This is a genomic window from Nissabacter archeti (assembly GCF_018257325.1).
Taxonomy (GTDB): domain Bacteria; phylum Pseudomonadota; class Gammaproteobacteria; order Enterobacterales; family Enterobacteriaceae; genus Chimaeribacter; species Chimaeribacter arupi.
Genome location: NZ_JAERKB010000004.1, coordinates 301,292 through 313,205 on the forward strand (window position 1 = coordinate 301,292; position 11,914 = coordinate 313,205).

13 protein-coding genes are annotated in these 11,914 nt (G+C 57.9%); 6 read left to right on the top strand and 7 right to left on the bottom strand.

Features of this window, described 5'->3' with window-relative positions; genetic code table 11:
- Nucleotides 1-175: 175 nt before the first annotated feature.
- The 5 genes from JK232_RS07435 to JK232_RS07455 all read left to right on the top strand — a co-directional run bounded on the left by JK232_RS07435 (nucleotide 176) and on the right by JK232_RS07455 (nucleotide 4,795).
- Nucleotides 176-1,561, top strand: a complete 1,386-nt coding sequence (locus JK232_RS07435; protein WP_212588997.1) for a cytochrome ubiquinol oxidase subunit I — start codon at nucleotides 176-178, stop codon at nucleotides 1,559-1,561.
- A complete protein-coding gene (locus JK232_RS07440; protein ID WP_212588999.1) occupies nucleotides 1,561-2,568 on the top strand; it encodes a cytochrome d ubiquinol oxidase subunit II in 1,008 nt (335 codons plus the stop codon). Before JK232_RS07435 ends, JK232_RS07440 begins: the two co-directional genes overlap by 1 nt.
- A gap of 94 nt (nucleotides 2,569-2,662) precedes the next feature.
- A complete protein-coding gene (locus JK232_RS07445; RefSeq protein WP_165698514.1) occupies nucleotides 2,663-2,809 on the top strand; it encodes a hypothetical protein in 147 nt (48 codons plus the stop codon).
- A 434-nt stretch (nucleotides 2,810-3,243) separates the two neighbouring features.
- Nucleotides 3,244-3,750: a ferritin-like domain-containing protein gene (locus JK232_RS07450; RefSeq protein ID WP_072928034.1), complete on the top strand. Its 507-nt coding sequence runs from the start codon at nucleotides 3,244-3,246 to the stop codon at nucleotides 3,748-3,750.
- Nucleotides 3,751-3,898: 148 nt separating this feature from the next.
- The gene (locus JK232_RS07455) at nucleotides 3,899-4,795 is read left to right on the top strand and encodes a manganese catalase family protein (protein WP_072928033.1); all 897 of its coding nucleotides are present in this window, start codon (nucleotides 3,899-3,901) and stop codon (nucleotides 4,793-4,795) included.
- A gap of 354 nt (nucleotides 4,796-5,149) precedes the next feature.
- Here the strand turns inward: JK232_RS07455 and JK232_RS07460 are convergent, their stop codons facing one another.
- From JK232_RS07460 to JK232_RS07490, 7 genes are all read right to left on the bottom strand, one after another.
- Nucleotides 5,150-5,638, bottom strand: coding sequence for a YciE/YciF ferroxidase family protein (locus tag JK232_RS07460; protein WP_072928031.1), 489 nt, complete (start codon nucleotides 5,636-5,638; stop codon nucleotides 5,150-5,152).
- Nucleotides 5,639-5,923: 285 nt separating this feature from the next.
- The gene (locus JK232_RS07465; RefSeq protein ID WP_072928030.1) at nucleotides 5,924-7,090 is read right to left on the bottom strand and encodes a zinc-dependent alcohol dehydrogenase; all 1,167 of its coding nucleotides are present in this window, start codon (nucleotides 7,088-7,090) and stop codon (nucleotides 5,924-5,926) included.
- Nucleotides 7,090-7,626 (bottom strand): SRPBCC family protein, encoded by a 537-nt coding sequence (locus JK232_RS07470; protein WP_241506196.1) that lies wholly within the window; start codon nucleotides 7,624-7,626, stop codon nucleotides 7,090-7,092. The genes JK232_RS07465 and JK232_RS07470 overlap by 1 nt, the downstream gene beginning before the upstream one ends.
- A gap of 206 nt (nucleotides 7,627-7,832) precedes the next feature.
- Entirely contained in the window at nucleotides 7,833-8,654 is an 822-nt protein-coding gene (locus tag JK232_RS07475; protein ID WP_072928026.1) for a metal ABC transporter permease, read from the bottom strand.
- Nucleotides 8,642-9,511, bottom strand: coding sequence for a metal ABC transporter permease (locus JK232_RS07480; RefSeq protein ID WP_101828081.1), 870 nt, complete (start codon nucleotides 9,509-9,511; stop codon nucleotides 8,642-8,644). Before JK232_RS07480 ends, JK232_RS07475 begins: the two co-directional genes overlap by 13 nt.
- Nucleotides 9,508-10,287 (bottom strand): ATP-binding cassette domain-containing protein, encoded by a 780-nt coding sequence (locus tag JK232_RS07485; RefSeq protein ID WP_072928023.1) that lies wholly within the window; start codon nucleotides 10,285-10,287, stop codon nucleotides 9,508-9,510. Before JK232_RS07485 ends, JK232_RS07480 begins: the two co-directional genes overlap by 4 nt.
- Entirely contained in the window at nucleotides 10,284-11,225 is a 942-nt protein-coding gene (locus tag JK232_RS07490; RefSeq protein ID WP_212589001.1) for a metal ABC transporter substrate-binding protein, read from the bottom strand. Before JK232_RS07490 ends, JK232_RS07485 begins: the two co-directional genes overlap by 4 nt.
- Nucleotides 11,226-11,435: 210 nt before the next feature.
- Here JK232_RS07490 and mntR point away from each other — a divergent pair, with 210 nt between their 5' ends.
- Nucleotides 11,436-11,903 carry a manganese-binding transcriptional regulator MntR gene (mntR, locus tag JK232_RS07495; protein ID WP_072928019.1) on the top strand — a complete coding sequence of 156 codons (468 nt, stop codon included), beginning with the start codon at nucleotides 11,436-11,438 and terminating at the stop codon, nucleotides 11,901-11,903.
- Nucleotides 11,904-11,914: the final 11 nt, after the last annotated feature.

Consider the following 11,914-nt stretch of genomic DNA (forward strand, 5'->3'; position numbering starts at 1 on the left):
AAATCAATTAATATCATTTACACGCTGCATTGTCTTTCAGAACCGCTCATTTTTCTCACCGGCGGTTATCCCGGCCGGCGGCTTTTTCCCTTACATCAATCACATCCTCTTTTTTCCTCTGGTGTCCTGCCTTGCAAAGTGCCCGGCCGCGCATAGACTTTGGGGAGGAGGGACCATGCATACTCACGATCTTGTGTTGCTTATCAGCCGCGCACAATTTGCTTTTACCATTGGCTTTCACATTGTTCTGGCAGCGCTGGCCATCGGCCTGTCCCTGTTCCTCAGCGTGATCACGTTTCTCTGGGTGCGTACCCGGCACCAGGCCTATCTGGACATCATGCATTTCTGGCAGAAAATTTTTGCCCTGAACATGGGCGTCGGCGTGGTGACCGGCGTGGTGATGGAGTTCCAGTTCGGCACCCATTGGGGCCCGTTTACGGCGCGCGCCGGGGCGGTGATTGGCCCGCTGATGTTTTATGAAGTGCTGGTCGCCTTTTTCATCGAGGCAGGTTTCGTCGGGCTGATGCTGTTCGGCCTGAAGAAAATCGGCCCACGCCTGCACCTGTGCGCCACCCTGATGGTGACCGTCGGGGCCATTGTCAGCGCATTCTGGATTGTGGCCGCCAACTCCTGGATGCAGACCCCAGCCGGGTTCGCCCTCGCAAACGGCGGGCGCTTCGTCCCCACTGACTGGTGGGCGGTGATTTTCACCCCCTCATTCCCGTACCGCTTCCTGCATATGTTGCTGGCGTCAGTGCTGGGGACTGCGCTGTTAATCGCCGCCTGCGCGGCCTGGCACCTGCTGCGTGACCGGCACCATCCCCAGGCGCGGGTGATGTATGCCGTCAGCCTTGCTGGGGTGATGCTTTTTGCCCCACTGCAAATTCTGGTGGGGGATCTGCACGGGGAAAATACCCTGGCGCACCAGCCGCAGAAAGTGGCTGCGATGGAGGGAAGCTGGCAGCGGCCCGCACCGGGTGACGGTGAGCCGCTGCGGCTGTTCGCCCTGCCGGACCAGCAACAGCAACAAAACCGGGCAGAAGTGGCTATCCCGCATGTCGGCTCACTCTATCTGCGCCATAACCTGACCGGCACCATCACGCCGCTTTCGGCATTTCCGCCTGCGGACATTCCCAATGTGCCGCTGGTGTTTTTTGCTTTCCGGGTAATGGTCGGGCTGGGGCTGCTGATGGCGCTGGCCGCGATCACCGGCCTGGTGATGTGGCTGAGGAGCCGGTTATTTGAGAGCCGCGGGCTGGCCAGGCTGATGGTGGCCCTTGGCCCGGCCGGGTTTATCGCCATGCTCGCCGGTTGGGTGGTGACGGAATCCGGGCGGCAGCCGTTCACCGTGTATGGGTTGATGCGCACCAGTGAAAGTCACAGCGTGTTGAGCCTGCCGCTGGCGCTGGCGGTGATAGCCGTGATTGCCGCGGTTTACCTGCTGACGTTCGGCATCGGCTTTAAACTCCTGCTGCGGATCCTCGGTTCGCGCCCCAAAGCGGGGGAGCAGGGCGCCGCGCCGGAAATGTGGCAGATGCTGTCACAGCCGGAGGAAAAGTAATGGAGTTCTTAACCGGGCAAGACGGGCTGGCGATCATCTCCACGGTGACGCTGGCCTTCTCACTGCTGACCTACATCCTGCTGGACGGCACTGACCTGGGCGTCGGCATCTGGCTCGGGGTGACCCCGCAAGCCGCCGACCGCCACCGGCTGGCGCTTTCCATCCTGCCCATCTGGGACGCCAATGAAACCTGGCTGGTGCTGCTGTTGGGTGGAATGCTGGCGCTGTTTCCCGCCGCGTACAGCGCCTTTTTCACGGCGATGCTGGTGCCCTCCCTGGTGATGGCGATGGCGCTGGTATTGCGCGGCGCGGCAGTGGAGTTCCGGCAGGTATCACGCCGCCCCTGGCTGTGTGATGCGGCGATTTTTGCCGGTTCCCTGATTGCCGCGTTTTTTCAGGGCATATTATTCGGCAGCGTGATTCAGGGGATCCCCGGTGGCGCGGCCCCGCCGGAAACCCTGTTGTGGTGCACCCCATTCACCCTGTTCAGCGGCGGGCTGCTGGTGGCGGTTTATCTGTTGATGGGTGCCGGCTGGCTGATCTGGCGTATGGCCGGTGAGCTGAGCCGCCAGTACCGGCAGCGTGCGGCCTGGCTCGGCGGGCTGACGCTGCTGCTCTGTGCAATATTTCTGACCTGGATGATCCACCTGAACGCGCACAACGCCGCACGCTGGCATGACACCCCGGTCTGGGTCACCTTTGTGCTGCTGCTGGCAGTCCTGACGGGGATATTTTACCGGGTGTTACCGCATCATCTGACCCTCTTACCGTTAATGACACTGCTGCTGGCGGTGACGTTGGTTTTTCTGGCAGTCGCGCTGACGTTATTCCCGTATGTGCTGCCGCCGGATTTAACCTTGTTTAACAGCGCCGCGCCCCCGGCAACGCAGGGGTTTGTGCTGGTGGGTTACGTGTTGGTTATCCCGTTCACCTTGTTTTATAACACCTATGTGTTTTCAGTCTTCAGGGGGAAAATTCACCGGCAGTCTGCCACGGTGAAAAATTGATATTACCCCGATGCTGATCTATACCTTCAAAACAAGGCGCTTTTCTGGTCAGAATAGTGTTCCACCGTTGAGGTACTGCTAAAAGGAAGAGGATATGAAAGACAGCGAATTACCGGGAAAAATACAAGATGATCCGCATGAAGGCCAACCCGATGGTAAAACTAACCTCGTCATCGCCTATACCGCCTGGGCCATATTTGTGGTGGTGATTGGGACGTATGTCGCGGTGTTCTGGCGTTGATAACAGATGTGGGTTTCTGATGTTATTACCGCCCCGGTCGTTATTAACGGCTTAAACTCATTACCCGCCGGGTATCATTACGATACCGGCGGGTAAATGTTATTTCCCCTGCTAAAAACGCCTTTCGGAATCCTCTCAAAACCTCCTCTGCGTTATCTGCTGCTTTCTTCGCAAAACAATAAATTATGCAGGCATTATGCAAAACCAATAAACGCCGCCGGGCCGCGTCTCCTGCGGCTTCGCGCTGAACCGGCCTCACGCCCGGTACGCAAAAGGGAACAGCCAAATTTATTATTTTCAGGGGGTTAATACCGTAAATCCTGCGTTTTCCAGGCAAGTTGCCTGCTGCCGGACTGGATAAATGGTCATTTACGACTACGCTTAATCATGTAACGGAAAATGATGTTCTACGGTGAATAACTGGGAGATAACGTATGACAACGCTAGAAAATTATCTTGATTGGCTGCGGGACGCTCACGCGATGGAAGAACAAGCTGAAACCATGCTGAAAGGTATGGCCGGTCGCCTTGAGCATTATCCTGACCTGAAAATGCGTATCGAGCAGCATATTAGCGAAACCAAAGATCAACAACGTCTGGTTAAAAGCGTCATTGATCGTTATGACACCTCTAATTCCACCTTTAAAGATATTGCCGGTAAAGCCACCGCAATGGGGCAGGCAATGGGCGGTATGTTTGCCAGCGATGAAGTAGTTAAAGGTGCAATCAGTGGTTACGTGTTTGAAAATCTGGAAATTGCCTCTTATACCTCGCTGATTGCCGCGGCAAAAGTCGTAGGTGACCAGGAAGGGGAACGTATTTTCACCCAGATTCTGGAGCAGGAAGTGGCAATGGCAAAATGGTGTCTGGACCATCTGCCGGATGTTACCCAGAAATTCCTCGCACGTTCTGAAGCACCCAACACCGAAGCAAAAAAATAGTTTTTCTTCCTTCTCCCGGCACTCCGGTGCCGGGATGAAAATAGCATGATCCCCTATTTCCGATTCCATGCCTGAATAAGGCAGGGTGAACGTTGCCCTTAAATTTGCGGAGTCGGGTGAGTATGTCCAAAACAAGAGGAAGCATATAATGTTTAAGCATGTTAAAGGACTCCAATATACCGTTCGTGTTGCCGGCCCTAACCCAGGCCTGGCGAATTTAATGCTGGAGCAATTCGGCGGGGCGCAGGGTGAGCTGGCCGCGGCCATGCGCTACTTTACCCAGGGCCTGGCAGAAGATGATGCAGGGCGTAAAGACCTGCTGCTGGATATCGCGACCGAAGAGCTAAGCCACCTGGAAATCATCGGTACTATCATTGCGATGCTGAACAAAGGCGCAAAAGGCGACCTGGCGGAAGGGACACAGAAAGAAGCGGAACTCTACCGTTCACTGACCGGCAACGGCAATGACAGCCACATCACCTCGCTGCTGTATGGCGGCGGCCCAAGCCTGATTAACTCAGCAGGCGTGCCGTGGACGGCAGCCTACGTGGATACCATTGGTGAGCCAACGGCTGACCTGCGCTCCAACATCGCCGCTGAGGCACGTGCCAAGCTGGTGTATGAGCGCCTGATCAACGTCACTGATGACCCAGGCATTAAAGATGCCCTGGGCTTCCTGATGACGCGTGAAGTCGCGCACCAGAAATCCTTTGAAAAAGCACTCTATTCCATCCGCAATAACTTCCCGCCGGGCAAACTGCCGCCGGTGCCGGAATATGCCAACACCTACTTCAATATGTCCGGAGAAGGTGAAGTGCGCGGTAGCTGGAATGCGGATGAGAACTTCAACTACGTGCGTGATCCGCAACCGGCGGTGGACGGCGGCGACGGCGGTGCCACCGTCAACCTGGGCAGCGAGCAGGCGTCCGACCTGGAAGCCATGGCAATGCGCCTGCAATCCACCCCAGACGTCAACCCGGTTACCGGCGCTGATTTAGGCGCGGCAAACCCGATTGATAAAGATCGCACCACCGGTAAGAAATAAATTTTTACAGTACTGACGCTGTGATAATACCAGCCGCCCTCCTGGGGCGGCTTTTTATTTGCTCAAATTTGTTAACGCACCGTTAATTATTTCGAGACTATTTCCCTTCGCTGTATAAATCCTCCGCTCACCCTCTAGGAATAGTCTCAATAAATAAACAGCACCCCTCAGAAATGTTCCGGTGAATTAATCGCTTCGCTACAATAGCGCGGTAACGATTTTCCCTGTAACGAAGATCACGTTGACATTTTGCCCACCTTTGGTGGGCTTTTTTTTTGCCGTGTATTCCGGTAAACGCACATAAAAAAACCCCGGCAGAAGCCGGGGCAGGGATATTACTGTCAAACGCTTCGCTTATTTTGCCGGGGCAGACTGACTTTCCGCAATAATAGTCAGTTTCTCGTCGGTGGCTTTCTCTTCTTTCAGTGTTTCTGCCAGCAGATCAGCCGCCTGAGTGAAGCCCAGTTTCAGGGCCATCGCGTGCAGGGTGCCGTAAGTGGCGATCTCATAGTGTTCCACTTTCTGCGCAGCGCCAATCAGGCCGGCATCACGTACCGGGCCTTTCTCAACGCTTTCAATGATTTCCTGCGCTTCCTCAGCCAGCCCTTCCAGTGCATGGCATTTCATGCGCTTGATGCGCACTTCCGGTGTGGCTTCAACCAGTTGATCCAGACGTTCAATCTGCCCCTGGGTTTCTTCCAGGTGGGTGTTGAAAGCATCAACTAACTTAGGGTCCTCAGCCGCACGGGCCATTTTCGGAAGAGCCTTAGTTATTTGTTTCTCGGCGCTGTAAACATCAGACAAATCATGAATGAAAAGATCCTTCAGGGTCTTAATAGCCATCTGGTTATCCTCTGTTGTGCTGCATTAGTAGGGAATGTCGTTAAAATTGCATAACCTGTTGTTGCAATTTTTATCCTTCACTTAAGTAATAGCGGAAAATGATGAAATTTCCAGTCAACCGGGTTAAGAGAAGTCCGGATATTTTCCACCGCGCCTCTTTTCAGGCTGAATTTTAATTATCAACCGCTGTTTCATCAGCAGAGTATGTTTAACACGCCCGATGTTATTGGCCGGCATCCTTATATTATTCGCTTTCCCCTACCCATGCAGGGCAGGGGAAAAGGATCAGGGTTTAAACACCGCACGCAGGCAGCCATCGGTCTTATGCTTGAACATGTCGTAGCCGAGCGGCGCATCCTCCAGGGAGAAGCGGTGCGTCACCATAAATGCCGGGTCCAGCTCGCCTTTCGAGACGTGATCCAGCAGGCGGTGCATATAGCGCTGGCCATGCTGCTGCGCAGTGCGCACCGTCAGCCCTTTGTTCATCATCAGGCCGAGCGGGAATTTATCCATCACGCCGTACACCCCAAGGATCGAGAGCGTCCCGCCTTTGCGGCAGGCCATCATCGCCTGGCGCAGCGCGGCACCCACATCGGTTTCCAGGTGCAGCAACTGCTTGGTGCGGTCATACACCTGCGTCAGCCCTTCGCCCTTGGCTTCCATGCCCACAGCGTCGATACAACTGTCCGGGCCGCGGCCGCCGGTCAGCTCCAGCAGGGCTTCCTGAATATCCACTTTGGTGTAATCCAGCGGGATCGCGCCGATCTTGTCACGCGCCAGCGCCAGCCGTTCCGGGAAACGGTCAATGGCGATCACTTTCTCTGCGCCCATCAGGTAGGCGCTTTGCTGCGCCATTAACCCCACGCCGCCACAGCCCCATACCGCAACAATATCGCCGGGGTGAATGTTGCAGAAGTCCGCACCCATATAGCCGGTGGGCGCCGCGTCTGACAGGAACAGTGCCTGCTCATCCGAGACATTTTCCGGCACCACAAAGCAGTCGTTATCCGCAAACGGCACCCGCACATATTGCGCGTGGGAACCGGCATAACCGCCGAACGCGTGGCTGTAGGCGTAGATCCCGGCGGTAGGGTAGCCGAGGATCGGCTCCGCCAGCTCCGGGTGTGGGTGGGAGTTGTCACAGCAGGAGTAGAGCTGTTGCTGGCAGAACCAGCAGGAACCGCAGACGATGAAGGACGGCACCACCACGCGGTCACCGGGTTTGACTTTTTTCACCTCGCGGCCGACCTCGACAATCTCGCCCATAAACTCATGGCCCAGCACATCGCCCTCTTTCATGCTGGGGATCAACCCATCAATGATGTGCAGGTCAGAGCCGCAGGTGGTGGTCAGCCCGACGCGGACAATCGCATCTTTTGGGTTGATGATGGTGGGATCGTTCACGGTTTCGACCCGCAGGTCGTTGACGCCATTCCAACAGAGTGCGCGCATCATGCCTCCTTTTCTTTGCGATCGCCGGCGGCCGGCAGCGGGGCCAGCAGCGGGATTTCACCGGTTTCCGCCAGGCTTTTAAACCGGCGCAGGGCTTTGCCCAGGGTTTCTTTGGGCACCAGATCAAACATCGAGGTCAGCTTTTCGCCCAATGCGCCGCCCGGTGGGTCAAACCGCACTTCCAGCGTCAGCTCTGTGCCTTTGTTGCCCGGCGCAGCGGCAAAGCTGAGGCGGCCTTCATTCGGCATATCGGCCCCTTCCAGCGTCCGCCAGAGGATAAACTGCCCTTCGGCCTCATCGACAATCCGCACCTGCCAGTCAAACTTTTTGCCTAACGGCCCCTCCACCCGCCAGCGGGATTCGGTGTCACTCAGCACCTCAATATCGGCAAAATGGCCCATCACCAACGGCAGGGTCGCGGGCTGCCGCCAGAGCCGGTGCAACTCTGCTGCGGGGCGGCCGATAGTAATCCAGCGGCGGATCACCGGCTCATCACTGCCTTCCACCCCGGTGGCATCAAGATAAGAGTCTTGCAAGATCATTCCCTCCTGACTGTTTGCACAAACAGGCGGATCGCCCGATCCGCCCGATAACCTCTTATACAGTTAAGCAAACTTCAGGCAGTTCATGGGTAAATGCGGATAATCCGTAAGGAATTATTGTTTTTTGGCTAAGGAGAGGTGTTAAGGCGCAATGAAAGAGAGGTGTTTCGCAGCCCAATGACCACAGTAAATGTAAATAATCAGCCGGCTTTGTGGCGTCGTACTCTGCCCCCCACATATGCCAGCACAAACATCCCGGCCTGAATCAGCACAATCACCGGGCCGGTGGCGGCGTCGATGTAGAAGCTGAGGTAAGTGCCGCTGACACAGGCGAACACCGAAACCAATACCGCCACAGTGAGCATGGCCGGGAAGCGGCGGCAGAGCTGGAAGGCGGTAATGCCGGGCGTAATCAGCATGGCGATCACCAGAATCACGCCGACCGCCTGCAACGCGGCGACGATAGTCAGCGCCAGCAACCCCAACAGGCCGTAATGCAGCAGCGTCACCGGCAGGCCGCTGACTCGCGCCTGCGCCGGGTCAAAGCAGAACAGCACCAGATCGCGCTGCTTGAGCAGCACCAGGCCGGTCACCAGCACCGCAATCACCAGCGTCTGCACCAGTTCCGGGTGGCTGATGCCCAGCACATTGCCGAACAGCAGGTGGGTCAGGTGCTGGTCTGTATCAAGGCGCGAGAACATCACCAGCCCGACCGCAAACATCCCGGAGAAGACAATGCCCATTACCGCATCTTCTTTGACCCGGCAATGGTCTTTGATGTAACCGGTCGCCAGTGCACACACCATGCCGGAGCCGAATGCACCGATGACCAGCGGCAACCCGGCCAGCCAGGCCAACACTACGCCCGGCAACACCGCGTGAGCGATGGCGTCGCCCATCAGTGACCAGCCTTTCAGCACCAGAAAGCAGGAGAGCAGGGCGCAGACGATGCCGACCGCCACCGAGGCCAGCAGCGCGCGCTGCATAAAGGCAAACGCCAGGGGTTCCGTCAGCCATTCCATCCGGTTTTCTCCTGTGTGTGACGCCGTGCCCGCCAGGCACCCAGCAGCCCATGTTTGGGGGCGAACAGAAAGGCCAGCAGGAACAGCAGGGTTTGCAGCGTCACGATCACGCCGCCGGTCGCCCCGTCCAGATAGAAACTGAGCCACGCCCCGAGGGCGCTGGTCAGCGCGCCAATCAGCACCGCCAGCAGCAGCAGGCGCGGGAAGCGGTCAGTGAGCAGGTAGGCCGTCGCGCCCGGCGTAATCACCATCGCGATCACCAGAATCGCCCCCACGGTTTGCAGCGCCGCTACCGTGCAGGCACTGAACAGCGTAAAGAAAATCAGCTTCAGCCGCAGCGGCGACAGGCCAAGGGTGCGCGCATGGCCTTCGTCAAAAAATACCACCAGCAGATCTTTCCACAGGCAGAGCAGCACCAGCAGCGTCACGCCGATGATGATCTGCACCTGCATCACGTCTTCATCGGCGATACCGAGGATATTGCCGAACACAATCGACTGGATGTTCACCGCCGTGGGGTTGAGGGAGACGATCAGCAGCCCGGCCGCAAAGAACGTCGAAAACACAAAACCGATGATCGCATCCTCACGCAGGCGGGTGAGGTGGCGCACCAGCGCCATCGCCACGGCGGCCAGCATCCCGGTGAGAAACGCCCCCGCCGCATAAGGCAGCCCCAGGGCGTAAGCCCCGGCGACGCCCGGCACCACGGAGTGCGAGAGCGCGTCGCCCATCAGCGACCAGCCTTTCAGCATCAGGTAAGCAGACAAAAACGCACAGGCGGCGCCGACCAGGCCGCTGACCCAGATCGCCTTGAGCATATAGTCATAGCGCAGCGGCAACAGCAGCAGTTCGATCATGGCGCGCCTCCCGCCATTGCCTCCGGCAGGTTCAGCGATGCCAGCACCCCGCCGAACGCCCGTTCCAGGTTGGCGCGGGTAAAGGTGTCAGCCAGCGGCCCGGCGGCCAGCACCGTGCGGTTAATCAGCACCGCGCTGTCACAGAATGCCGGCACACTGGCCAGATTATGGGTGGACACCAGGATCAGGTGGCCCTCGGCGCGCAACGCCTTCAGCAGATCGACAATCGCATTCTCTGTCTGCACATCCACGCCGGTGAACGGCTCATCCAGCAGCAGCACCCTTCCTTGCTGTGCCAGCGCCCGCGCCAGGAAGACGCGTTTTTTCTGCCCGCCGGAGAGCTCGCCAATCTGCCGGTGCTGCAAGTCCGTCAGGCCGACGCGCGCCAGCGCCTCATCCACCTGCCGGTGATCCTCTTTCGCAGCGATGCGCAGGAAGTTCATCCGGCCGTAGCGGCCCATCATCACCACATCCCGCACCAGCACCGGGAAGTTCCAGTCCACTTCTTCCGACTGCGGCACGTAGGCGATGCGGTTTTGTTTCAGCGCCCGGCTGATGGGCTCACCGTCGAGCGTCACACGCCCGGCCGAAGGGCGCACCATGCCCATAATGCTTTTGAACAGCGTGGATTTGCCGCTGCCGTTGACGCCAATCAGCGCACAGAGCATCCCGCCGTGCAGCCGGAAACTGGCGGACTCCAGTGCGGTATGGCCGTTGCGGTAGGTGACGCTCATGCCTTCCACGGCCAGATGCGGCAGAGAATGGGTCGATGTCATTGGTTAAACCCCTTTGCAATGGTGTCAACCGTGACAGTGAGCAGATCGAGGTAGGTCGGTACCGGGCCGCCTGCGGCAGAGAGCGAATCGACATACAGCACGCCGCCGTAGCGTGCGCCGGTCTCTTTGCTGACCTGGCGCGCCGGTTTGTCGGAGATGGTGCTTTCGCTGAACACCACCGGCACCTGGTGTTCCCGTACCCGGTCAATCACCTGCCGCACCTGTTGCGGCGTGCCTTGCTGGTCGGCATTAATCGGCCAGAGGTAGAGTTCGTTCAGCCCATAATCATGCGCCAGATAGCTGAACGCGCCTTCGCTGGTCACCAGCCAGCGCTGCGCCGGGGGGATCTTATTAAGGCGGGCGCGCAGCGGCGCATCCAGGGCGCTGATTTTCTCCGCATACGCGCGGGCGTTGCGGTTGTAGGTGTCAGCATGGGCGGGGTCATATTTTACCAGGGCGTCGCGGATATTTTCGATGTAGATCAGCGCGTTCTGCGGGGACATCCAGGCATGGGGGTTCGGGTTATTGCGGTAAGGGCCGTCGCGGATCGGCATCGGCGTGATGCCCTGGGTAATCACCACCGACGGCACATCGCGTACATTCTCAAAAAAGCGGCCAAACCAGCGCTCCAGGTTCAGCCCGTTCCACAGCACCAGATCGGCAGACTGGGTTTTCACAATGTCACGCGGCGTCGGCTGGTAGTCATGGATCTCAGCGCCGGGGCGGGTGATCGACTCCACTACCGCGGCGTCGCCGGCCACATTTTGCGCGATGTCCTGAATCACGGTGAAGGTGGTCAGGACGCGGAACTTTTTTTCCGGCCCGCCCTCAGCCTGCGCCGCGCCGCTGAACAGCGCCACGACCATGCTCACCAGCATCAGCCGCAGCGTAAACGGTGAGCGGCCATATAACCTCAGCAGTTGCCTGAATCGTGCCATTGTTTCCCCCTTATTACGTCATCGGGTCGATCCGGCGGCAGGCCGCATCAGATCGATTATTAAACAGGTATAGCACAGGCTATATTTTATAGCAAAAGCAAAACAGCAGGAAATTTGTCATGAGGCGCGCATGGTTTACAATAGGCACCGTTAGTATGCTGATACCGGGGTGAAATGCCGGGGATTGGTCAGGAAAAATGAGGAAAGTTGATGGCCCAGAACGACAACACCAACCCGTCCGGCAGTAACCCATTATTGGGTGTCGAAGAACATGTGCAGGGATTTCTACAGGTACGCGAGGCCCATCGCCGCGAGCTTATCGACGACTATGTCGAGCTGATTTCCGATCTGATCGGGGAGTTTGGCGAAGCGCGGCAGGTGGATCTCGCCGCCCGCCTTGGTGTGTCACAGCCTACCGTCGCTAAGATGCTGAAACGGCTGGCAGTGGCCGGCCTGGTGGTACAGATGCCTTACCGGGGGGTCTTCCTGACGCCGGAAGGTGAAAAATTGGCGGTCGAGAGCCGCATCCGCCACCAGATTGTGGAATCTTTTCTGCTGGCGCTGGGCATCAGCCCGGAAACCGCCCGCCGCGATGCGGAGGGGATTGAACACCATGTCAGTGATGAAACGCTGGACGTTTTCCGCCGGTTTACTGAGCAGGGGCGGGATCCGGCCTGACCTTCGCCCGG

Excerpts from the sequence above, each read along its gene's own strand:
- JK232_RS07460 (WP_072928031.1), bottom strand. The coding sequence starts at position 5,638 with ATGGCTATTAAGACCCTGAAGGATCTTTTCATTCATGATTTGTCTGAT.
- JK232_RS07450 (WP_072928034.1), top strand. The coding sequence starts at position 3,244 with ATGACAACGCTAGAAAATTATCTTGATTGGCTGCGGGACGCTCACGCG.
- JK232_RS07440 (WP_212588999.1), top strand. The coding sequence starts at position 1,561 with ATGGAGTTCTTAACCGGGCAAGACGGGCTGGCGATCATCTCCACGGTG.
- JK232_RS07490 (WP_212589001.1), bottom strand. The coding sequence starts at position 11,225 with ATGGCACGATTCAGGCAACTGCTGAGGTTATATGGCCGCTCACCGTTT.
- JK232_RS07475 (WP_072928026.1), bottom strand. The coding sequence starts at position 8,654 with ATGGAATGGCTGACGGAACCCCTGGCGTTTGCCTTTATGCAGCGCGCG.
- mntR (WP_072928019.1), top strand. The coding sequence starts at position 11,436 with ATGGCCCAGAACGACAACACCAACCCGTCCGGCAGTAACCCATTATTG.
- JK232_RS07465 (WP_072928030.1), bottom strand. The coding sequence starts at position 7,090 with ATGCGCGCACTCTGTTGGAATGGCGTCAACGACCTGCGGGTCGAAACC.
- JK232_RS07455 (WP_072928033.1), top strand. The coding sequence starts at position 3,899 with ATGTTTAAGCATGTTAAAGGACTCCAATATACCGTTCGTGTTGCCGGC.
- JK232_RS07435 (WP_212588997.1), top strand. The coding sequence starts at position 176 with ATGCATACTCACGATCTTGTGTTGCTTATCAGCCGCGCACAATTTGCT.
- JK232_RS07445 (WP_165698514.1), top strand. The coding sequence starts at position 2,663 with ATGAAAGACAGCGAATTACCGGGAAAAATACAAGATGATCCGCATGAA.
- JK232_RS07480 (WP_101828081.1), bottom strand. The coding sequence starts at position 9,511 with ATGATCGAACTGCTGCTGTTGCCGCTGCGCTATGACTATATGCTCAAG.
- JK232_RS07485 (WP_072928023.1), bottom strand. The coding sequence starts at position 10,287 with ATGACATCGACCCATTCTCTGCCGCATCTGGCCGTGGAAGGCATGAGC.